The organism is Microbulbifer sp. NBRC 101763, assembly GCF_040371615.1.
In the GTDB taxonomy this organism is placed as follows: domain Bacteria; phylum Pseudomonadota; class Gammaproteobacteria; order Pseudomonadales; family Cellvibrionaceae; genus Microbulbifer; species Microbulbifer variabilis.
Map to the genome: position 1 here is coordinate 266637 of NZ_BAABQV010000003.1, position 22637 is coordinate 289273.

The 22637-nt window shown below is 51.4% G+C and carries 22 protein-coding genes; 9 read left to right on the forward strand and 13 right to left on the reverse strand.

Features of this window, described 5'->3' with window-relative positions:
- Positions 1 to 19: 19 nt before the first annotated feature.
- Positions 20 to 1165, reverse strand: coding sequence for a cytochrome c oxidase subunit II (gene coxB / locus ABWV76_RS09335; RefSeq protein ID WP_020413837.1), 1146 nt, complete (start codon positions 1163 to 1165; stop codon positions 20 to 22).
- Positions 1166 to 2040: 875 nt separating this feature from the next.
- On the opposite strand from coxB, the gene ABWV76_RS09340 reads away from it, so the two are divergent.
- Complete coding sequence (locus tag ABWV76_RS09340; RefSeq protein ID WP_353375830.1) at positions 2041 to 3429, forward strand: MATE family efflux transporter; 1389 nt, start codon at positions 2041 to 2043, stop codon at positions 3427 to 3429.
- Positions 3430 to 3582: 153 nt separating this feature from the next.
- Here ABWV76_RS09340 and ABWV76_RS09345 read toward each other — a convergent pair whose 3' ends face one another.
- The 3 genes from ABWV76_RS09345 to ABWV76_RS09355 are packed head-to-tail and all read right to left on the reverse strand — an operon-like array spanning position 3583 to position 6772.
- Positions 3583 to 4413 (reverse strand): hypothetical protein, encoded by an 831-nt coding sequence (locus tag ABWV76_RS09345; RefSeq protein WP_353375831.1) that lies wholly within the window; start codon positions 4411 to 4413, stop codon positions 3583 to 3585.
- A complete protein-coding gene (locus ABWV76_RS09350; RefSeq protein ID WP_353375832.1) occupies positions 4410 to 4688 on the reverse strand; it encodes a YheV family putative zinc ribbon protein in 279 nt (92 codons plus the stop codon). Before ABWV76_RS09350 ends, ABWV76_RS09345 begins: the two co-directional genes overlap by 4 nt.
- Positions 4689 to 4723: 35 nt before the next feature.
- Positions 4724 to 6772, reverse strand: coding sequence for a M3 family metallopeptidase (locus tag ABWV76_RS09355; RefSeq protein WP_020413841.1), 2049 nt, complete (start codon positions 6770 to 6772; stop codon positions 4724 to 4726).
- Between the two features lie 65 nt (positions 6773 to 6837).
- Between ABWV76_RS09355 and ABWV76_RS09360 the strand changes: the two genes are divergently transcribed.
- The 3 genes from ABWV76_RS09360 (at position 6838) to ABWV76_RS09370 (ending at position 8938) form a co-directional block, all read left to right on the forward strand.
- A complete protein-coding gene (locus tag ABWV76_RS09360; protein WP_020413842.1) occupies positions 6838 to 7392 on the forward strand; it encodes a gamma carbonic anhydrase family protein in 555 nt (184 codons plus the stop codon).
- Positions 7393 to 7417: 25 nt separating this feature from the next.
- The gene (locus tag ABWV76_RS09365; RefSeq protein WP_020413843.1) at positions 7418 to 8332 is read left to right on the forward strand and encodes a LysR family transcriptional regulator; all 915 of its coding nucleotides are present in this window, start codon (positions 7418 to 7420) and stop codon (positions 8330 to 8332) included.
- Positions 8333 to 8419: 87 nt separating this feature from the next.
- Positions 8420 to 8938, forward strand: coding sequence for a hypothetical protein (locus tag ABWV76_RS09370; RefSeq protein ID WP_020413844.1), 519 nt, complete (start codon positions 8420 to 8422; stop codon positions 8936 to 8938).
- Between the two features lie 33 nt (positions 8939 to 8971).
- Here ABWV76_RS09370 and ABWV76_RS09375 read toward each other — a convergent pair whose 3' ends face one another.
- The 9 genes from ABWV76_RS09375 to ABWV76_RS09415 form a co-directional block, all read right to left on the reverse strand.
- On the reverse strand, positions 8972 to 9373 hold the full coding sequence (locus tag ABWV76_RS09375; RefSeq protein WP_020413845.1) for a hypothetical protein: 402 nt from the start codon (positions 9371 to 9373) through the stop codon (positions 8972 to 8974).
- Positions 9374 to 9384: 11 nt separating this feature from the next.
- On the reverse strand, positions 9385 to 10215 hold the full coding sequence (gene aroE / locus ABWV76_RS09380) for a shikimate dehydrogenase (protein ID WP_353375833.1): 831 nt from the start codon (positions 10213 to 10215) through the stop codon (positions 9385 to 9387).
- On the reverse strand, positions 10212 to 10661 hold the full coding sequence (locus ABWV76_RS09385; protein ID WP_020413847.1) for a DUF6841 family protein: 450 nt from the start codon (positions 10659 to 10661) through the stop codon (positions 10212 to 10214). The genes aroE and ABWV76_RS09385 overlap by 4 nt, the downstream gene beginning before the upstream one ends.
- A gap of 30 nt (positions 10662 to 10691) precedes the next feature.
- Positions 10692 to 11597 (reverse strand): oxygen-dependent coproporphyrinogen oxidase, encoded by a 906-nt coding sequence (gene hemF / locus ABWV76_RS09390; protein WP_282952021.1) that lies wholly within the window; start codon positions 11595 to 11597, stop codon positions 10692 to 10694.
- 28 nt (positions 11598 to 11625) lie between these two features.
- Positions 11626 to 12192: an L-threonylcarbamoyladenylate synthase gene (locus tag ABWV76_RS09395; RefSeq protein ID WP_020413849.1), complete on the reverse strand. Its 567-nt coding sequence runs from the start codon at positions 12190 to 12192 to the stop codon at positions 11626 to 11628.
- A gap of 9 nt (positions 12193 to 12201) precedes the next feature.
- Positions 12202 to 12717 (reverse strand): 5-(carboxyamino)imidazole ribonucleotide mutase, encoded by a 516-nt coding sequence (purE, locus tag ABWV76_RS09400; RefSeq protein WP_020413850.1) that lies wholly within the window; start codon positions 12715 to 12717, stop codon positions 12202 to 12204.
- A gap of 169 nt (positions 12718 to 12886) precedes the next feature.
- The gene (locus tag ABWV76_RS09405) at positions 12887 to 14107 is read right to left on the reverse strand and encodes a tetratricopeptide repeat protein (RefSeq protein WP_157533529.1); all 1221 of its coding nucleotides are present in this window, start codon (positions 14105 to 14107) and stop codon (positions 12887 to 12889) included.
- Positions 14108 to 14357: 250 nt separating this feature from the next.
- On the reverse strand, positions 14358 to 15500 hold the full coding sequence (dprA, locus tag ABWV76_RS09410; RefSeq protein ID WP_353375834.1) for a DNA-processing protein DprA: 1143 nt from the start codon (positions 15498 to 15500) through the stop codon (positions 14358 to 14360).
- Positions 15501 to 15570: 70 nt separating this feature from the next.
- Positions 15571 to 16641 carry a LysM peptidoglycan-binding domain-containing protein gene (locus tag ABWV76_RS09415; RefSeq protein WP_020413853.1) on the reverse strand — a complete coding sequence of 357 codons (1071 nt, stop codon included), beginning with the start codon at positions 16639 to 16641 and terminating at the stop codon, positions 15571 to 15573.
- A 182-nt stretch (positions 16642 to 16823) separates the two neighbouring features.
- On the opposite strand from ABWV76_RS09415, the gene def reads away from it, so the two are divergent.
- From def to ABWV76_RS09440, 5 genes are all read left to right on the forward strand, one after another.
- Entirely contained in the window at positions 16824 to 17330 is a 507-nt protein-coding gene (def, locus tag ABWV76_RS09420; RefSeq protein WP_020413854.1) for a peptide deformylase, read from the forward strand.
- A 63-nt stretch (positions 17331 to 17393) separates the two neighbouring features.
- Positions 17394 to 18353, forward strand: a complete 960-nt coding sequence (gene fmt, locus ABWV76_RS09425; protein WP_020413855.1) for a methionyl-tRNA formyltransferase — start codon at positions 17394 to 17396, stop codon at positions 18351 to 18353.
- Positions 18350 to 19657, forward strand: a complete 1308-nt coding sequence (gene rsmB, locus ABWV76_RS09430) for a 16S rRNA (cytosine(967)-C(5))-methyltransferase RsmB (RefSeq protein WP_353375835.1) — start codon at positions 18350 to 18352, stop codon at positions 19655 to 19657. The genes fmt and rsmB overlap by 4 nt, the downstream gene beginning before the upstream one ends.
- Before the next feature lie 30 nt (positions 19658 to 19687).
- Positions 19688 to 21073 (forward strand): Trk system potassium transporter TrkA, encoded by a 1386-nt coding sequence (trkA, locus tag ABWV76_RS09435; protein ID WP_020413857.1) that lies wholly within the window; start codon positions 19688 to 19690, stop codon positions 21071 to 21073.
- Between the two features lie 85 nt (positions 21074 to 21158).
- Positions 21159 to 22610: a TrkH family potassium uptake protein gene (locus ABWV76_RS09440; RefSeq protein ID WP_353375836.1), complete on the forward strand. Its 1452-nt coding sequence runs from the start codon at positions 21159 to 21161 to the stop codon at positions 22608 to 22610.
- Positions 22611 to 22637: the final 27 nt, after the last annotated feature.

The following is a 22637-nucleotide window of genomic DNA, read 5'->3' on the forward strand; positions in this document are numbered from 1 at the left end:
CTAAATTTCCTCCGGGCATTTACTGCTTATTCTTGAAATTGAGGATATCAATAGGCTGAACTGTGTCGCCCATTTCGTTGCCGAAGGCATTGCGTTGGTAGGTAATTACCGCAGCGAGATCTACTTCAGACAATTGCTCTCCAAATGCCTGCATGGCAGGGTTTACCTGGGAGCCATCAATGACGATATCCAGGTGAGTATCCAGTGGCCCGGTGGCTATTTTCGATCCAGCTATAGCCGGGAAAACCCCGGGTACACCTTTGCCATTTGCTTGATGGCAGGCAGCACAAGCACGGTTGTAAACTTTTTCCCCCTGGGCGAAAAGCTCATCAAAGGTAAAATTTTTCTCAGTCAATTTGCGTATCTTCGCAGCGGATTCAGCCCGGCCACCCAACCAGGCAGTATATTCTTCTTCTGGGACCGCCTTGATAACAATTGGCATGAACCCGTGGTCTTTGCCACAAAGTTCTGCGCACTGACCGCGGTAAATTCCAGGCTCCTCAATGCGTGTCCAGGATTCGTTTATAAAACCCGGTATTGCATCTTTTTTAACAGCGAGATCTGGTACCCACCAGGCATGGATTACATCATTGGCTGTAATCAGGAAGCGAATTTTTTTCTTAATAGGAACAACTAAGGGTTCATCCACTTCCAGCAAGTAGTTGGGCCCTTTGGGCTGTTGATTATTAATCTGTGCCCGGGGCGTGGAGAGGTTAGAGAAGAAGGAAACATCAGAGCCCAGGTATTCGTACTTCCACTTCCACTGATACCCGGTAATCATGATATCCAGATCAGCCTTGTCTGTGTCGTAGATATCGTACAGCGTTTTTGTGGCAGGGATTGCCATCAGGATCAGGATAACGGTGGGAATAATTGTCCACACCAACTCGACTGCGGTGCTCTCATGGAATTGTGCAGCCTGGTGCCCTTTACTCTTTCTATGCCGCCACATGCTATAGAACATGACGCCAAAAACCAGGACACCTATGGCCACACAAATCCAAAAAATGAGCATGTGCAGTTCATAGGTGGTTTGGGCAACTTCCGTTACCCCTTTGGGCATATTGACCCCCCAGCGCTCAACAGCTTGCTCTTCCGCCACTGTAGAGTGGGCGGTCAGCGAAGCAGCCAGCAAGGCGAACAGCCGATCGAAGCCTCTCAACATCGCCTACAGATCTCCGTGGTTGCGGGCTTCACAGGGAAACCCGAAATTTTATTTTGGCCGCTGGCCTTCACGGATAACTGAAATCTCCCAGTACCATATGGCGATACAGGGTTAATTCCACACAAAAATTGTGGACATACTGTAGTAACACAAGACTACATACACTGGGCGGAGAGATAACTCCGCATTACTGCCGTCAGTGCAACTTGTTATTCTTAGTAAAAGATTTTTTTACTTCAGATGTCGTCGTCCGGAAGGTACAACCAACAACCTGTGTTTCTTATTTGTCGCAACTACTGCAGGTACAACGGGAACATATTGCTACCGAAAAGTCAATCGACGCTTATAGCGAAAAATTATGCTCGTGTGCTCCAACCTGTTAGGGAATTACAAATAAATTTCATCACTATTTTGAGATGCTCTTACTAAATATGAGCTTATTTACAGATACTTTGTAACAAGACGATTTTTTTGGATAAATATGACTACTATTTTAAAGTCCCATAAACCGAGGTTCATTAAGCAAAATTCAATCAACCTCTGTTTAAATCAAAGATAAATATTTCAATATTTTTTCGGCCAAGATTTACCATGCAGATATGGCATAATCGACAGCTTAGCAACAAACGATTTTTACGCCAGGATAATCCGCGATATCATCAATCCGCCATCTAGCCGACGGGTTGGCATTGGCACCACAGGTAAAACTGGTACCAATCTCCTCATTTATGCCGTGTGATTATTTCAAGCTCTAACAGATCATGCCGAAAGCCCGTTAACTGCACTATGCAATCGACTTACTTCAACTGAGTTAGTACACCTCAGTCCGATACTTATGCCTAGCCGGCAAAAATATATTTTCTGTGGCTTTTCCTATGCAGCATTCACAACTCGACAAACAACCACTGCGAAGGGTATGGAACCTTGCTTGGCCCATGATTCTGAGCAATATCTCTGTCCCTTTATTGGGGGCTGTGGATACCGCAATTCTGGGACACCTACCCTCGCCAGAGTATCTATCTGGAGTGGCTGTAGGTGCGAGCGTCATGTCCATGCTACTTTGGGCCTTCGGTTTTCTTCGCATGGGCACTACCGGCCTAGTAGCCCGAAGTGATAAGGGAGGAGTTGATTGGCTATTACGCGCACTGCTACTGGCTCTCTGCCTCGGGGTTTTACTTCAAATAATTGCCTTTCCCTTACTAAGCCACATAGTCGGTTGGATGAATGCCAGTGTTGAAGCTGGCCCTCATGCATTATCTTACTTACAAATACGCCTGATAAGCGCCCCTATCGCGCTAGCCAACTTTGCCATACTCGGATTTTTTATTGGCAGGCAGGATAGCCGCGCTCCTTTATATATATTACTCGCCGCCAATATTCTTAATATTGGCCTGGATTTTCTACTGATACTCGGCCTTGGCCTTGGCGCAAAGGGTGCCGCAGTTGCTACCGTAAGCGCTGATCTATTTGCCTTTGTACTCGGTTTTTATTTACTTCGCCGGATAGATGGCGATATCTGGTCTGACATCGTTAACCAGTTATGTAAGCGTCAGCTTCTTCCCTGGGCAAATCCAAAGCCCTGGATCGAATTACTCCACATTAATACAGACCTATTTATTAGAACATGTCTTTTACTTTTGACACTGACTTTTTTCACGGCCCAGGGGGCGTCTCAAGGCGACTCTGTTTTGGCTGCCAACGCAATTCTGCTCCAGCTTTTGATGATTACTTCTTATGCCCTTGATGGCTTTGCACATGCCACTGAGGCGCTGGTAGGAGAGTCCATTGCTAAAAAATCAAGCAAGCTCTTCCAGGCAACCGTTCACAGTGCTGGAATCTGGGCTCTCGGCAGCGCTATAGGCCTTACCATACTTCTGGTTGTGGGACAGCCAGTTATTCTCTCTCTGTTTACTGATATCGGTACTGTTATAGAACAGGCCAACCACGTGTACTGGTGGCTTTGTGCCTTACCGCTAATAGCGGTATGGAGTTATCAACTCGATGGAGTTTTTATAGGTGCCGGTAGAAGTCGAAAAATGCGCGATACAATGTTTATTGCCACTATTGTAGTTTTCTTCCCTAGTTGGTGGTTAACCCAGAGTTGGGGCAACCATGGCATATGGTTCAGCTTATTTTTGTGGATTAGTGCACGTTCTGTGGGGCTCATAGTTTATTATCGATACTACACTGTAACCGACTCCTGGATACAAAAAGGAGCATGCCAACAAAATAAATACACCGATACAACAAACTATTCAGAATAAGCGGAATATTCATTCCGGTTATCCTCAAAAAGAAATTAGTACAGAGTGAGTGAACGAATCAATGCAGAGAAATGAAAACTATAAAAACTATAATTTCAGGATGGTAAATACTGAGCGGGCATAATAATGCATTAAAACCCGCTCACCATTTTTTTAGTGGACAGCTACCGGTATCTGCTTCCGGGCAACTATCTGGGTATAGTTGGCAAAAAACTCACCCTCCCCCTGTAGCATCGCACGATTCAGTCCTTCTACCTCTGACCGGAGTTTGGAGTCGTAAAAATACAGGCTACCATTTCGCACAGTATACCCTCTGGTATTTTCAGCCATCAGCCGATAGAAACTAGAAACCCGCTCAAGATAGATCTCTGCTCTTTTAAGGGAGAAACTACCCTTCTGATAATAATCGAGCACTTCAGAATTAATTCGGTTCCAGATGTTCTCCTTCTCTTGATCTGAGAACCGGTAGGCCTGCAGCTTAATATTAATATCACTCTGCAGATCTCTCAGGTATCTGTCTGCAGCACGGGCGGATTCCTTAAGCCCTCCGATGATCTTTTTACGCTTACGCAGCGATTCCTTTCTCTTGAAAGTTCTGGCATCTGACATTTCTGCGGAAGCCAGTTCGCCGAGAGGCCGAAAAATAGTGATATGTTGCAGATTGGTATTCCTGGTCAATTTCTCACAGATCTCCACAGCATACCGCCAGGATTCAAACGGTTTTCCGTCCAAAATTTTTTTTGGCAATGCTTCAATATCTGCATTCAGTACTTGCTGCTGCTCACGATAGAAATTCGGGTGTTTTTTCCAGTCATTTGCCTGCAAGCGAAATAAGCTCAGAATTCCCTGGTTAACACAGCTGGCCAGCAAGTGAGCTGTCTGCTCTTGCTGATGCCTCTTGATCTCACGGTAACGATCAAGGCCGTACAAACCTACTACAAAAACGACCACCAATAGGGTCAATAACAAATATATCTTTTTCACTTTTTATTTTTTTGGGGCGGCTGAATAAGTTTGACAGGTTCCTCACGTACTCCTTTCCTTTGCGTGGAACTGACTCTTGTTAGCAATTCCGTTGGCGCAGATTGCAAGCGGATTTCATCCTTAAACCCACAGGAAACACATTCCCGATAATTTTTACCCTCCTCCTGGTAATTTACAATCCGATCCATTTCACTGCAGCGCGGACAGACTGCACCTGCAATGAAACGTTTTTTCTGCGATTTCTTTTTCCCATCAGGCATTTCTGTACTGATCATGACTACTGCTCAATCTTTCATGATATGGAGGCTTCTCAAGCCGGGCTGATGTTCAGTTCTTGCTGCTCGATACCAGAGTGGCGCAACAGTGCATCAATCTGGGGTTCTCGACCACGGAACTCAGTAAACAGTTCAAGTGCATCACGACTACCTCCCTGCTCTAGAATGCTATGCAAGAATCGCTTGCCAGTGGTTTCATCAAAAATGCCTTTCTCCTCAAACAGGGAAAAAGCATCAGCAGACAGCACCTCCGCCCACTTATAACTGTAATACCCTGCCGCATAGCCGCCGGCAAAAATATGGCTAAATGCATGCTGGAAACGATTTTGTGCCGACACAGGCACCACGGCAACTTCAGAGCGTACCTCAGTAAGCAGATGCTGGATCTTCTCGGCGGACAATTCCTCTTCACAGCAATGCAAGCGGAAGTCAAATAATGCAAATTCCAGCTGACGCACAGTAAACATGGCGGACTGGAAGTTCTTTGCCGCAAGCATCTTATCCAGCAGTTCCTTCGGCAGAGGATCACTGGTTTCAAAATGTGCAGAGAGCATGGTTATCGCCTGTGGTTGCCAACACCAGTTCTCCAGGAATTGGCTGGGCATCTCAACAGCATCCCAGGCAACACCATTAATCCCGGAAACAGCTGCCACATCAATTTTCGTGAGCATGTGGTGCAAACCATGACCAAACTCATGGAACAGCGTGGTCACCTCGTAATGTGTTAATAGAGAGGGCATATCACCAGCAGCTGGACTGAAATTACAAACGAGATATGCAATGGGCAACTGTATTCCTTGCTCAGTCTGGCGACGGGTTGCCACGGTATCCATCCAGGCGCCGCCACGCTTTTTCTCCCTGGCGAACGCGTCCAGGTAGAAGCCGGCAATACGTTCACCGCCCCTCAGTAGCCAGAAAAATTGCACATCGTCATGCCAGGTAGCAACTGAGGTATCCTCCTCGACAGTAATTCCAAAAAGCTTCTCAACGACCGCAAACAATCCATCGACGACTTTTGCGTAGGGGAAATAGGGGCGTAGTTCTTCCTGGCTGATGGCATAGCGTTTTTGCTTAAGCTTCTCCGCTACCCAGGCAATATCCCAGGGTTGTAATTCATCCAATTCGAATTCTATTTTGGCGAATTCACTGAGTTCCTTCATCTCCTGCTCAGCAGCCGGCCTTGCCCGCTTTGCCAAGTCGTTAAGAAATTCCAGTACACGCTCAGTATTTGGCGCCATTTTGCTGGCCAGGGATAGCTGGGAATAATTGTCCAAACCCAATAGTCGAGCCTGGTCCGCACGCAGAGCCAAAATGGATTCCATCACCTCGGAATTATCAAATTCACCAGCATTCGGACCAACTTCAGAAGCCCTACTGACAAAAGCCAAGTGCACCTGACGACGTAATTCGCGATTATCCGCATGGGTCATTACTGCCAGATAGCAGGGGCCCTCCAGTGTGACCAACCAACCGTTTTTACCTTTGCCCTGCGCGGCGCTGCTTGCAGCCGCTAACGCAGTCTGCGGCAAGCCCGCTAACTCTGCTTCATCTTCAGTGTGCCAGGTCCAGGCATTTGTGGCATCCAGCACGTTATTGGCAAACTGGCTGGAAAGCTCTGCCAAACGGCGACTGTTGGCTGCGAATTGTTCACGGGCCCCCCCCTGTAACCCAACACCACTGAGCTCGAAATCCCGCAGGCCCAATTCCACCGACTTTTTACGAGCTTGTTGCCAACTATCGAATCCCTGAGCGGCAGCCAGCTCTTGGTAAACCTCATACAGCTCACGATTTTGACCCAGTTCGGTCCAATAAGCAGTCACTTGCGCTAGTGCAGCTTCATAGGGCGAGCGCCACTCACCACTCAATACACTGTTTAGGTGGCTCACCGGAGAGAAGGCGCGGTTCAGTTCGTCCTGGGCCTGCTCTAGGGGTACCAGCGTATTTTCCCAGCCCGGATTATCCAAGCCCTGCTGTAACTGTTGCTGACAATGGGCGATCAGCTCGGAGATTGCCGGCTCAACCTGTGTCGGCTGCAATTGGTCAAATGCCGGAAGTAGCGGGATATTCAGTAATGGATTGGACATACAGGACCCTGTGCTCGAAATAGGATACAGCTATGATAGAGGATTCATTGTACAGGAGCTTCTTTATGTCCCCACTGCGCAGCCACAACGACTCTGCCGGCGAGAAAGTCCCGCAAATCGGTAATGGTGTTTATATCGATCCACAGTCGGCTGTGATCGGCGATGTCACTCTAGGGGATGATTGCTCCGTATGGCCAATGGCCGTGGTACGCGGCGATATGCACCGTATTCAAATAGGTGCGCGGACCAGTGTACAGGATGGGGCTGTATTACATATCACTCATGCCGGCCCTTTCAATACTGACGGCTGGCCCCTGACGATTGGCGAAGATGTCACTATCGGACATAAGGCCTGCCTGCACGGCTGCACCATTGGCAATCGAGTGCTCATCGGTATCGGTGCCATTGTGTTGGATGGTGCAACGATTGAGGATGAAGTGGTACTAGCTGCAGGAGCCTTGGTGCCACCGGGCAAAACCCTGGAAAGTGGCTACCTCTATGTAGGTGCCCCTTGCAAGAAAGCTCGCCCTCTATCGGAAAAAGAAAGGGCTTTCTTCCGTTATTCTGCTGAGAACTATGTGAAGCTCAAAGAACAGTACCTGTTGCAGGAACAGTACTAAACACTCACTGATTTAAAGAGTGCCCATGCTCAACCTCAATACCGATCAACTGCACACTTTCGTGCGCGCGTGCGAAGAGAAATCCTTTTCTGCTGTCGCCAGGGGAATGGGCCGCGCACAGTCTTCAGTGAGTAGCTCCATTCAAAACCTGGAACTCGACCTGGGGCTAGTTCTGTTCGATCGCAGTGGAAAGTATCCCCAGCCCACTGCAGCAGCCCAGGCCCTGCTGCCTCTGGCCCGTCAGGCCCTGGGACAGCTGCATCGTTTCCAGCAGGCTGCGGACTCCTACCAATGCGGAGAGGAGCCACTGTTGCGAGTCCAGTTTGAAGAGCTGGTTATGCCTGACCGCCTCAACGACATGCTGGCGACATTCAGTAAGCATTTTCCCCACACTACATTGCAGTTGAGCAGCGCCGACGGCGAGCATGCTGTGGGCAGTGTGGCCCAAGGTACCGTAGACTTCGCCTTTGTAAATGCTCGGGAAAATTACCCTGATGCATTGGATTTCAGTACCCTCGGTCGACAGCCTGTGCTCTGTCTCGCCAGCCCTGATCACGCCCTGGCGCAAGAGAGTAGTGCCAGCCTCAGTGAGGCTGCCCAGTACCGGCAGATTATCACCGCATCAGTGACCAGCCAGCACCGCTGGCAACTCTCGGCTCAAATCTGGATCTGTGACTCCCTACTGCAAGCTCTGGATCTAGCTTGTAAAGGCGTCGGCTGGGTAAACGCTCCATATGAGCTGGCACGCCCCTTCCTAAAGAGCGGAAAATTAGTAGAGCTAAACTTAACCAGCGCGCTCAGTGCCTGGAGCCTGGATGTCGACCTGCTCTGGTCGGCCAGAACAGCCCAGGGCCAGGCTGGACTTTGGTTCGCACGCGAGGCTAGGCGCCTATACGGCAACTACTACAGCCCACCTATCGAAATTACCGATAGAAGCTAATTTCTTCCTAACGGAAATAACAATAAAACTTAGCTGCAGGGCCTATTGAGCCCAACTTTCTAGTATCGGCAACCAGGAGCCTACGATATGAATGAACAGCAGCGTCTAGAGGAAATGGACACTTTCTCCCGTAGATACCGCTACGACATGGACTACCTCAGGGAGTTTTTGCGAAGCTCTCCGCAGGGTTATGAAAAGTTCGCCAATTTCCAACCGCTATCCATGCATAGGGAATTCCTGCCACTGGATATATTCTGGGTCAGTAAGCTGGCAGCCATGCAGGTGGCCGACTGCGGTGCCTGCCTGCAGCTCAATGTGCGTATGGCGCTGGAAGCGGAAATAGATCCGGCAGTGGTCAAAGCCTGTATCCAGGGCGGCAGCAACCTGCCTGAAGCGCTAAAAGATATTTATGACTTCTCCACCGCACTGGCGAGTTACAAGAATATCGATCCGGTGCTGGATGAGCGCATCGGTGTCCAGCTCGATAAGAAACAGCGGATTGAGCTGGGCGTGAGCGTGGCAACTGCTTCAGTCTATCCAACCATCAAACGCGCCATGGGCCACACCCAAAGTTGCAGTCTTATCGAGATCGAATTCGAAGCCTGAATACATTGCCGGCCATGTCTGCCGGCAATTTTTTTACTTGCCCTGGAGTCGCAGTAAGCCGGAAGCAGCTATACCGCCTATGGCACAAGCCAGGATTATAACTAACGGAGTCAGTTGCCCCAGCATAAAGGCGCCGTAGTCGTAACCGCGCTGGGGCAGCAGGTAGAGCAACATTAAGCCAGCTGGCACCAATGAGAGCAGTGCGCCACGCAAAAGCCAGGTATTTCGCCAGGGTAACAGGAACAACAGCCCACAAAGGCCACCCCAAACAATACGCTGGTATAAATAGGCGTTGCTTAGCCGAGGAGCCAGATCCACTCCCAGCCACTGAGTAAAACCGTATTGCCCCATAGCCCAAAGGCCAAGCGCATAACAAAGCCCGCCAAAACAACCAACAGCAAAACACACGGATAATTTGCGTACCAACTCACGCACAGCCAGTTCCTCTAATTATTGTTGTTATTCAATTCCCGGCGCAGCCTGGCCATCACGGGGGTCACCAGTGGGCGTACACCACGCCATAAGAAAAATGATTCCGCTGCCTGCCCCACCAACATACCTAACCCATCTGCAGCCTCGATACCCAAACCATGAGCCCAATGCACAAAAGGAGTGGCTCCGGTGGCATACACCATGTCGTAGGCTTTGCCCCCCTGAGCGAACAGGTGATCCGGCAATGGCGGCAGCTCATTGTCCAGGCTGGCGGAGCTGGCATTGATCACCAGGTCAAAACTACCACACAACCCCTGCAAACCACCTCCGCTGAGGGCGCCATAATGGGAGAATTCATCTGCCAATTGTTCAGCCCGGTCTGCGGTGCGATTAGCCACATGCAAATGAGCCGGCTGCTCTGCCAGCAGTGGTAAAAGGGCTCCGCGCGCAGCACCGCCAGCGCCCAGCAGCAGAACTCGCTTGTCACGAATTGGCCATCCCAGGTTGTCACGGATATCGGCCACCAAGCCGGCACCGTCGGTATTGTCACCCAGTAGCCGCCCATCTCGTCGAAGTATCAGAGTATTCACTGCTCCGGCAGCGGCAGCGCGCTCGGTGAGTTCATCCGCTAACTCGCATGCCTTCAGTTTAAATGGCACCGTAACATTCAAACCACGGCCACCCTCGGCAAAGAAAGTACGCACGCTATGGGCGAATCCATCCAGAGGTGCAAGCAATTTGCTATAGGTAAGATCCTGGCCGGTTTGCTTGGCAAAAGCGATGTGAATTTCTGGGGAGAGGGAATGGGCAATAGGATTGCCCACAACTCCATAGCGATCACTCATGAAAGTGACCTCTTGCGCGCCCTTGCCGCTTCGCGAATTTTGGCGCTTTCATCGACAATAATCAGACCGTCTATCTTAAGCCCCGATTCTGTCTCGGTGAGCAAATAGCGGGTTTGGGAGCTGTAAAGCTCAACTGCTTTTTCTTCTCCCTTGGGGTGTAGCAATGTCCAGCGCACACTGGCCAGGCTACTGAATTCATTCAACTCGATAACCTCTGTTACTGTGCCAAGGATCTGACAAACCTCTAAACGACGATAGGCGTTTAGTAGCTTGCTTACTTGCTTTACAAAAGCCTCGCGATCAATTGCCGATTTACTGCCGTCCTCATGGTAGTAATGTAGGGGAAAACGGTAAAAGTCGGCAATCTGCTCAGCATCCCCTGTTTCAAAGTGGCGTCGGTAGTCAAGAAACAGTGAATTGATGCCTTCCAGTCGCGATTGATGCACGGCATACCTCCGTTGTGACAAATTCCCCGGCTATAGCCAGTCCCGATGTGGCAGAAAATCTGTATAGAGTTTTTCCTCTGCTGAGCCTGGCTCGGGGTGCCAGTCGTACTTCCAACTGACCAATGATGGCAGGGACATCAGGATCGACTCGGTACGCCCACCGCTTTGTAAACCAAACAAAGTGCCGCGATCGAACACCAGATTGAACTCCACATAACGGCCACGACGGTACAGTTGAAATTCGCGTTCGCGCTCGCCAAAATCAGTGTCTTTTCGCTTTTGCACTATGGGCAGATAAGCATCCAAGTAGCTGTCGCCCACGGCACGGGTAAAGGCAAAAGCATTGTCGAATCCCCCCTCGTTAAAATCGTCAAAAAACAGGCCGCCCACTCCGCGAGCCTCATCGCGATGCTTCAGGTAAAAATACTTGTCACACCATTGCTTGAAGCGTGGGTAGGTATCCTCGCCAAACGGGGCACATGCCTGCCTGGCTGTGCTGTGCCAGTGCACAACATCCTCTTCAAAACCGTAGTAAGGGGTAAGGTCATATCCCCCTCCGAACCACCATATTGGTTCGGCACCGGGCTTTTTAGCGACAAATAGACGTACATTGGCATGGCTGGTGGGCACATACGGGTTACGAGGGTGAATTACTAGGGAGACACCCATGGCCTCAAATGAACAACCGGCCAGTTCAGGACGGCTCGCTGTAGCAGAGGGCGGCAGGCCATCGCCGTAGACGTGGGAAAAATTCACACCGCCCTTCTCTATCAGGTTGCCCTCTTCCAGCACTCGGGTTCTCCCGCCGCCACCGCCAGGTCTCTCCCAGGCATCCTCATGAAATTTCCGCCCATCCTCGGCGCCCAGGGCATCGCAGATGCGATCCTGCAGATTCAGCAGGTAGGCTTTTACTTCCTTGGTATCTATATCATTCATGGGGAACACTGCTTTTGCTTATCAGAAATCAACCACCCGCGCGCATCAATTTTCCGCTGAGCAGATCGCGGATTTCACTTGGTGAATTGCGGCCGCCGGTGGAGCCTCCACCGACAAAGTCGAGCGCATCGCCGAAATATCGCAATACCTGGTACTTATAGCGAGCGGGCTGACATCCCGCCGGGTTGGCAGAAGTGGATACAATAGCACCGCCAAAAGCGCGTGTTAACGCTGCGGTGAATGAGTGGTCAGTGCAACGCAAGGCCACTGACGGATGGGCGCCACAGACCCAGTAGGGGATGCGGCCCAAATGGGGAACCAACCAGGTAACCGGACCAGGCCAGGTTGCATGCAATTGCTGGCGCTGCTCATCACTGAGGGGGTCGAGTAATTCGCTAAAACTCGCCTCCTCTCCGGAAACCAGGATCAGGCCCTTCTCCAGTGGACGGTTCTTCAATTGCAACAAACGCCGAACCGCCTGTAAATTATTTGGGTCACAGGCGAGCCCCCACACAGATTCGGTAGGGTGGGCAATAACACCGCCCGCCGCCAGGGCTCGGGCGGCCTGCTTTACAGCGAGCGGTGAATACAACATAGCGACGAATTACTTGGTTTTGCGCTGCTGCAGGTCTTTTTGCAGCTGCTCATCCTTGGCAATAATCGCTTCGGCATTGGCACGACGTTCATCTACCAGCTTCTGGTGCATTTCAGCATCAGAAGAACCGATAATCTGTGCAGCCAGATAGGCTGCGTTCTTGGCACCAGCCTTGCCAATCGCCACAGTTGCCACCGGGATGCCACCAGGCATTTGTACGGTGGATAACAGGGCATCCAGGCCATCCAGGGAAGCGTTAATCGGCACACCTATCACCGGCTTCAGGGTGGTGGCAGACACTGCACCAGCCAAGTGCGCAGCCATACCCGCGGCACAGATAAAGGCTGCACAGCCGCGCTTGTCGGCATCGGTAACGTAATTATGTGTGGCTTCCGGGGTGCGGTGGGCGGAAGTGACTTTTACCTCAAAAGGAATATCGAACTTTTCCAACACACCAAAGGCGGCTTCCATGACTGGCAGATCGGAGTCGGAACCCATCAGGATTGCTACAAAAGGCTTGCTCATTTCAACTCTCTTTACTGTCGAAGCGGGGGAAGCGCGGCAATCTAGCCGATTGTGCAGTTGGGCACAAGGTGTTGCCGCTACCAACAACTCCTTCTGGTTAATATTTGAACATCCTTGTTTTGCCGAAATGAGCCTCTTCCAGTTTTACCTGGTTAGAGCCACGCCTGACTCACGGGTTCCACCACCATGGGCGTGTGGTTTCTGGATGTCTGACCCTTCCAATCGAAGATACTGGCTTTATATCTCTTATTCCGAGAGTATCCAGTTTTTTCCTGTAACGTTCTTGATCCCCATCAGTTACCGAAAGGGTCAACGCTTGCCTGAAACTCTTCCGGTAGCCACCATCACCAACCTTGAAGCGGGCCATCCCCAGGAGAAAATGAAAACGGTGATCAGCTCTTTCCAGAGAGATCGCGTCCTTGGCCCGCTTGAGTGCCAATTCAAAGTGCTCTTGTTTATAGGCAGCCAAGGCCATGCCATACCAGTAGTAGGGATTTTGTTCTCGATACCCCTGTAGCCGCTCAGAGAGAATATTCGCCAAATCAAAATCACTGCGGTTTCTGAGTGCTCTCTCCAAATTACTCAGGGCAATCAAATTAGTATTATCCAGTCCAAGAGATACCCCGTAGGCATCGACAGCTTGGTCTGAATACCCCGCAGAGCGATAGATTGCACCCAAATTATTCCAAAGGTCTGACGCATCGGGAGACAAGGATAAGGCTTTGCGTAAGTAAATAAATGCCCGATTTATATCTCGCTTAGAAAGAAAGTCCATCGCCAGATTACTATAAAATCTGGCAAATGCTTCATCATCTCCAAGTGTTTTTTGGCGATAGGCTGGAGTGTAATCAACAAAATTGAAATCCAAGACACGGTGCTCATTTCCAACATCGGCAATGACATTGATGTGTTGGTAAACAAAAGTATGCTGACCTTCAAAATACCGAGTTTCTGGTATAAACACCTCATTAAATTTTATGTCTATATCCAGTTCTCGAGCCATAGCAACCATAAAGGCACTAAACGCCATACAGTTACCCCGCTGCTCTTCAAATACTTTAGAAGCTTCTAGGGTGGCATCAGCATCATAATAAATTGAGAAATTGTTACCTTGTAAACTTCCAACCAGGGTATTAAGGCGATCACTATCGGTTACACCATCGACCGACCCCAAAAGCAACCGCATCTCATCATTCACTGCCAAAATATCTATATCGGGAAGATCGGTATCTGATACCGGGTGCCCCAAAAGAACAGCACCTGAGAGTAAATTTTCTTTTGTGAAGTTTTGTGGTGGCAAAGAATCGGTGATCGAGGGCTGCACTGCACATGCAGCCAAGCCCAGCATCATTATTAGAAGGATAATTATTCTTATAAATTGTATTTTCATAGTTTTGTCCTTCTACGTATTTTCAAAATACATAAAACATGAAATACATTTTTATCATAAAAGTCAGGATAATTTATTGTTAATATCAGATTAATTACATTTACTCACCACAGCTGGACCAACCTGCGGCAGAAAAGACCATGACTATTTGTACAGTCCAGCACCCACCCAACGTATTCATTGCAAGTGTTCAATTTCGCACTTTACCTGTTGAATAAATGGCTACACTGCATCGGCAAGCAACTTCATTTTAAGCTAGATCTTTCTCAGCCAACCTACAGCAAGCAGAACCGCGGGCAGTTAGCTGATAACCACTGGGTAATTCTTCTAAAAGCCCCTCCAGTTCCAACTGTAACAACAACCCCATCAACTCCCCCGAACCTTCCCCACTATCCATAGCCAGTTGCTCAATACTGCGGGGGCCGCCAGCGAGGGCATCCACAATAACCTGTTGGCGCCCCTCTAATACTTCACGGTTTTTTTCCGCTGAAACAGGCTCTGACAGTAGCCCCCCCAACTGGGAGGCGATGTCGCCACTGGTCTCAACCAAAGTCGCGCCCTGCCTGATCAGGTGGTGGCAGCCTTGAGCCATCGGATTGTGAATCGAGCCAGGAATGGCAAACACTTCTCGGTTTTGCTCCAGTGCCAAGCGCGCCGTAATTAGGGAGCCGGAACGCAACGCAGCTTCAACTAATAACACCCCCATAGAAAGCCCACTAATAATACGGTTGCGGCGAGGGAAGTTTTTGGCCTCGGCACTACTACCCAAAGGCAGCTCACTGAGAATCGTTCCGCCCCTTTCGAGAATATCCCCTGCCAGCCTCTGGTTATGACGAGGGTAGATTCGGTCCACACCGCTTCCCAACACTGCAATAGTTGCCCCCCCTCCATACAGGGCTCCGAGATGCGCCGCCGCATCTACCCCCAGGGCAAGTCCAGAGGTGATTGCGAAACCGGCAGTGGCGAGCTCTGCGGCAAACGCGCGAGCATTATCCAAGCCGGCGCTGGTAGCGCGGCGGGCACCCACAATAGCAATCTGTGGCAAGCAAAGGTTTTCTGTCCTGCCGCGAAGATAAAGTACCGGAGGTGGTCGGGAAGTTTCACTTAATAGAACTGGATAATCAGTATCCCCATAACACATTAAATGAATCCCATTCTCTACGCAGCGAGCACGCTCTTCTTCAACCCAACTGATTAGGGCACTCTGGGCCTGCAATCGGGTGAACTCATACCACTGGGATCGGGCTCGTGCTGGGAGTTTAGATAACAGGGTATTGGGGAGTTGCTGCAAGGCTTGAAGCGGGCAACCGAAGTGCTCGAGCAATTGCCAATATCGGGCGGGGCCTATGCCCTCTAGGCGTAGTAGGGCCATGCTTGCGGTTAACGCATCCATGCCGTTTACTCTGTTTTTTGGTTGAGCGGCGGTCCAAACAGCAAGATCCGCCGCAGAGAATAGGGCTACGTTAAGGGTTGCGCACCAGATCCATCACAGCCAGGGGGCGCTCTGCCTCAAGCACCAGGGCGAGACTCATCTTTTCAAAGGTGCGAAATACCATCATCTCACCAGCGCGTTCATCAGGCAATTTCACACTGTCACCGACAATACGATCGCGAACAACGGAGCCGCGCTTGTAAACAGCCATAACATTACCCGGCTCTATGCCATCGCGGTCTCCCAGATTGAGGATAACCACATCGAACTTACCGATCTGGGTAACTCCTTCATCCACTCCGACAATCAATCCATCTATGGGAAGAGCTGGAGCACTGGGATGAAATAATGCTTCGATTGAGCGTTCCTCTACCGGCATCAAGCGATCTTCCAGGCGAATCTCGCGAGCCGTATTGGCCACTCCCAAAGTGGCTACTGAGAATCCAGGCAGGCTATCCGGGTCCAACTGCAGCAGGTCAACTTCCCCGATACCCAACGCTTGGCGACCAAGGGTTTCATTACTGACAGGATCGGCATAAACCGGTCCGGGACGGTATAGACCATAAGAGGCCAAGGGGGCCTCGAAGTCACCGCGTGCATAAATGGTATCTCCAGCGCCCATCAGGATATGGTTATCGGAACCGGACACCACATAGGGCGTACCTTCAAAAGCGTTGGGTTCAACGATACGGGTACGCGAGAGAAAAGCATTTATTGCATCAAGAGGAATCGCAGGGATAGCATTTTCTACCGCTTCACGGCGGATCTGGGGCGTCAGGCGACTGCCATCCACTCCTGGTGACAGCTGGTAAGCCCGTGGACCGCGCTGGAGCTGTAACTGAGGCTGTCCATCCACATAGACCAGGCGCAAGCTGTCGCCGGGGTAAATTAAGTGCGGGTTTTCCACTTGAGGATTCACCTGCCAGATCTCGGGCCAATACCATGGCTGTACCAGAAACTCACTGGAGATATCCCACAGGGTATCGCCCTTCTGCACTACATAAGCATCGGGATGACTGGGGTTCAGGCGTACCTGATCCTGGGCTTCAGTGCCCAGGGCAACCGCCAGCATCGAAACAGCGGCCAGGATTATTTTTTTCATGGAAGCATTCCTATGCTCTTTATCGCTATAATTCTCAGCGCCGGGCTACTCTCTGGTGGAAAGTAGCCGGACCCGGGCGCAAAGCGCCAGCGAAAATCAGGGGTCCACTCGGTAAATATTGAGCGCGATCATAATGTTATCAGCGCACGTTCAACGAATACTAGAAGTTTGTCACAGGTGTTATGGCTAAACTCGAGATACTGGAATTTCCCGATCCTCGTCTACGCGAGGTCGCAAAACCGGTCGCTGAAGTGACCGATGCACATCGCCAGTTGCTGGACGACATGTTTGAAACCATGTATGCCGCACCCGGCATCGGCCTCGCCGCTATCCAGGTCAATGTGCAGGAGCGCATTGTGGTGGTGGATATATCCGAGGATGGAAGCGAGCCACTCGGCTTTATCAACCCGGAAATCGAAGTACTGGAAGAGGAAATCCACCAGTACGATGAGGGTTGTCTATCCGTGCCAGGCTTCTACGAGACCGTGGAGCGCCCGCGTAAAGTGCGGATCAAGGCCCTAGATCGCAATGGTGAACCCTTTGCCATTGAAGCAGAGGGACTATTGGCAGTATGTATCCAGCATGAAGTCGACCATCTGGATGGCAAACTGTTCGTGGATTACATCTCCCCACTCAAGCGCAACCGCATTCGCTCCAAGCTGGAAAAATCCCAGCGCCGACGCGCCTGATAAAGAAGGCTGGCCGCCGGCATATCCGGCGCCAGCTATTTCCTCCGATTTGAGAATCAGCCAGTGAATATCATTTTTGCCGGCACGCCGGACTTTGCCGCCGTGCATCTGCAAGCGCTACTAGATAGTGAGCACAATGTCATTGCCGTATACACCCAACCGGACAGGCCGGCGGGTCGGGGCAAGAAGCTGCTGTCCAGCCCGGTCAAGCAATTAGCCCTTTCCTACGATATTCCAGTGTACCAACCACCGAACCTGCGCGACAAAGATGCCCAGGCCGAACTTGCATCTTTACGCGCAGATATAATGGTGGTGGTGGCCTATGGCCTGATTCTTCCCCAGGCGGTTCTGGATACCCCCCGTTTGGGCTGTGTCAATGTACACGCTTCTCTATTGCCACGTTGGCGCGGTGCCGCGCCCATACAGCGCGCGGTAGAAGCTGGGGACCTCAAGAGTGGCGTGGCCATTATGCAAATGGAGGCTGGCCTTGATACAGGGCCGGTTATAGTGGAACGCCATTGTGCCATTGAACAGGATGAGACTGGCGGAAGTCTGCACGACAAGTTGGCAGAGCTCGGCGGTCCTGCCCTGATTGAAGCCCTGACAAAAATGGCTTCCGGCACAGCCAAGCCAGAAATCCAGGATGAAAACCAGGCCAACTATGCTAATAAAATTTCCAAGGAAGAGGCACGTCTAGATTGGCGGCGATCCGCAGAGGAGCTGCAACGACAGATCCGCGCCTTTAACCCCTTCCCGGTTTCCTGGACTACCTACCTCGATAAAAAAGGCGAGCAGCGGTTACGTATTTACAGTGCCGCACTAGAGCGCGGCTGTCACGATCAGGCACCCGGCACTATCCTCGCCAGCGATGATGAAGGTATCCTGGTTGCCTGTGGCCGCGAGGCCCTGCGCCTACAACTCCTGCAACTGCCTGGCAAAAAGGCCCTACCGGCAGCAGAAATCCTGAAAGGCTATCGAGAGCAGTTCGCCCCAGGCACGCTGCTGGGTGAAACAATACGATGAGTAGAGATGTACGCGCCGAAGCCGCTCGAATTATCGCCGCCCTACTGGAAGAGCAGGGTTCGCTGGCACGCCTGTTACCAAAGGCCGAAGACAAGGTAGAGGAGCGCGACCGCGCACTCCTACGCGAACTCTGTTACGGCAGCGCCCGCTACGCACCGCGACTGCAATTAATCGCGGCCAAGCTGCTGCGCAGGAAGCCCGGAGACACCCTGGTCAGCGCTTTGATTCTGTTGGGCCTATATCAACTCGAATACACTCGTATTCCCGATCATGCGGCTATTTCAGCTACGGTAAACGCCGCGCGCAGTCTGGGCTTGGATCGAGCTACCGGGGTGATTAACGGCGTATTGCGCAATGCACTACGCAACAGCGAACAACTACAGCGCAAACTATCCGGCAACCCCCAATTCAGCTCCATACACCCTGCATGGCTACAACAACGTATCAAAGCCGCTTGGCCAGATCGGGCATCAGGAATTTTCCGTGCCAACAACGCCAACCCTCCTATGACCCTGAGGGTAAATACGTGCAAAATTTCCCGTGCGGATTATTTGCAGCAGCTTGCTGAAACCGGCCTATCCGCAGAACCCTGCCCGGTATCACCAGTTGGTATCACCCTGGTTGAGCCGGTATCGGTGGGCGCTTTGCCGGGCTTCACAGAAGGGCTGGTTAGCGTGCAGGATGAATCTGCTCAATTGGCGGCGCTACTGCTCAATCCTCTACCTGGCGAGAAGGTGCTTGACGCCTGTGCGGCACCGGGCGGCAAAAGTTGCCACCTGCTGGAACAACAGCCCACTATTGAGCTAAGCGCACTGGATATCGAGGAAAATCGCCTTGATCGTGTGCGGGAGAACCTCGACCGCTGTGGACTGAGTGCGCAGTTAATCTGTGCTGATGCGAGCGCACCAGAGGCCTGGTGGGATGGGCAGCAATTTGATCGTATCCTGCTCGACGCCCCCTGCTCCGCCACTGGTGTGATCCGCCGCAACCCAGATATCAAATTATTACGACGCGATGAGGATATTGCCGAACTGGCTCGGCTGCAGGGTGAGATATTACGCTCCAGCTGGGGTCTGCTGAAACCCGGTGGCAGCCTGGTTTATGCTACCTGCTCAGTACTACCAACGGAAAATAGTGAAGTTGTCACGGCTTTCATTGCGGAGACTGTAGATGCGAGCGACAATACTCCTGAACTGCTAAACGGCAAGTCCTGGGGAGAAAAGCAGCCTGTGGGGATACAGCTTCTGCCCCAGAACAGTGGCGGCGACGGTTTCTACTACGCTCTGCTGAGCAAAGCCGAATAACAGCGGCGCGGGCCGCGAGTCTCATCCGATATGAAAATTGTCATTCTCGGCGCCGGCCAGGTGGGCGGCTCACTGGCGGAGGCCCTGGCCTCAGAACGCAACGATATTGTCCTGGTGGACAGCGACGAGAAAACCTTGCGCGAGCTTCGTGATCGTATCGATATCGGCGTGGTTATCGGCCACGCCTCTCATCCTGACGTACTGATGGATGCAGGTATTGAAGATGCCGATATCCTGGTGGCAGTGACCAACAACGATGAAACCAATATGGCGGCCTGCCAGATTGCACACTCACTGTTTCGCGTACCCACTAAAATTGCACGGGTTCGCGCCTCTTCCTACCTGCGTCACCCAGAGCTGTTCGATAACCAGGCCATTCCTATTGATGTCCTGATTAGTCCGGAGCAACTGGTATCAGAATATATTGCACGCTTGATGGAACACCCCGGCGCACTGCAGGTACTGGACTTCGCCGATGGCCGAGTACAGCTTGTTACGGTATTAGCGGTACAGGGCGGCCCTCTGGTGGGGCACCAATTGCGCTACCTGCGCGAACATATGCCAAAGGTGGATACCCGGGTGGCGGCCATCTACCGCCGCAACCGTCCCATAATTCCTCAGGGTGACACAGTTATCGAAGCCGGTGACGAAGTATTCTTTATCGCTGCGCGCGCTGATATTCGTGCAGTAATGAGCGAATTGCGCCGTCTGGAGCACGGCTACAAACGCGTAGTCATTGCCGGTGGCGGCAATATCGGCCTGCGTCTCGCCACCAAGCTGGAAAACCGCTATTCAGTCAAGATTATTGAGCAGAGCCACGAGCGCTGTATCTTCCTGTCCGAAGAGCTTTCCCACACCATTATTTTGCACGGTAGTGCCTCTGACCAGGAACTGTTGCTGGAGGAAAATATCGAGGATACGGATGTGTTCCTCGCCCTCACCAATGATGACGAAGCTAACATCATGTCATCACTGCTGGCTAAACGGCTCGGCGCGCGCAAGGTAATGACCCTCATCAATAACCGTGCTTATGTCGACCTGGTACAAGGTGGTGAGATCGATATTGCTATTTCACCACAGCAAAATACGATCGGTAGCCTGCTTACCCATGTGCGTCGTGGTGACATGGTTAATGTCCACTCCCTGCGCCGCGGTGCAGCTGAAGCCATTGAGGTTGTCGCCCATGGTGATGAACGCACCTCTAAGGTGGTTGGTAAAAAAATCGAGGACATCGACCTTCCCGATGGCGCTTCTATCGGAGCCATTGTGCGTGAGACAGAAAATGGCAGTGAAGTTTTGATGGCCCATGATGATGTGATTGTGCAAAGTGACGATCATGTAATTGTGTTTCTGGTAGATCGCCGCCAGACACGCCATGTGGAACAACTGTTCCAGGTGGGTTTCGGCTTTTTCTAAAGCCAGAATTCGATTTATAACTCCGGCGATCACTACTCCTTTCGCCCACATAAAGAAACTACAGATAACAGGCTAATAGGCGCCAATGCGAATAGCGGTAATTGCGCGAGTTTTTGGAATTCTACTGACGGTGTTCAGCCTGACACTGCTGCCGCCTATCGTGGTGTCCCTATGGTATAGCGACGACACCCACAGTGCCTTTATTGCCGCTTTTGCTATTACCCTGATTACCGGTCTGTTTATGTGGCTACCTGTGCATGACCTGCGCCAGGATCTACGTACACGGGATGGCTTTGTGGTGACTTCGCTATTTTGGCTGATCCTTGGTAGTTTTGGTTCCCTGCCCTTCATTATCAGCCCACAGCCAGACCTGAGTATTACCGATTCGATTTTCGAATCGATTTCCGGACTGACAACCACTGGTGCCACGGTAATTACCGGCCTGGACACTCTGCCTCCAGCAATCCTTTACTACCGCCAGCAATTGCAGTGGTTTGGTGGCATCGGCGTAATTGTTATCGCGCTGGCTATCCTGCCCATGCTCGGTATTGGTGGCATGCAGTTATACAAAGCGGAAATTCCCGGACCGGTGAAAGACACCAAATTAACACCGCGTATCGCCGAAACGGCGCGAGCGTTGATCGTGATTTATGTAATCCTCACTATCCTGTGTGGTATCGGTTACTGGTGGGCCGGCATGACCGTTTTCGACGCCGTTGGCCATGCCTTTTCAACCGTAGCCAACGGCGGCTTTTCCACCCATGATGCCAGTATGGGCTTTTACGCCCACAACCGCGCGATCATGGTGATCTGTATCATTTTCATGTTTACCGCAGCGATCAACTTCGGCTTGCACTTTTACGCCTTTCGTAACAAAACCATTAAGCACTACTGGCGCGACTCCGAATTTCGCTTTTACGTGATGCTTATTTTGGGCGCCGGCTTGCTGATCAGTTGCTACCTGTGGATATTGAATATTTTCTCGCCCGGAAACAGCCTGCTACACGGCTTTTTCCAGGTGATCTCAATCAGTACTACTGCGGGTTTTGCCTCTGAAAACTTCTCAGCCTGGCCGGTATTCCTTCCCTATGCGTTGCTACTCCTAGGGATTCTCGGCGCCTGTGCCGGCTCCACCTCTGGTGGTATCAAGGCCGTGCGCGGCATGTTGATCATGAAATCCGGCATGCGCGAGCTAAACCGCCTGGTACATGCCAATGCGGTGATCCCCATTAAGATCAACCGCAAAATCGTACCCGACCGCGTAACCGATGCCGTGTGGGGTTTCTTTGCCGTCTATGTGCTGTCGTTTTTTATTCTCTCAATTATTGTGATCGCCACCGGCGAGGATTTTGTTACCTCTGTGACCACCGTAGCCTCCTGCCTCAGTAATATCGGACCCGCGCTCGGGGATGCGGCCTCCCATTATGGCTCCGTCAATGAGGTGGCGAAGTGGTTCCTGATCCTCGCCATGTTGATGGGCCGCCTGGAAATTTTCACCTTGCTGGTACTACTGACTCCGGCTTTCTGGCGCCATTAAAACTGCCCCGTCTCCTTGGACGCTTGA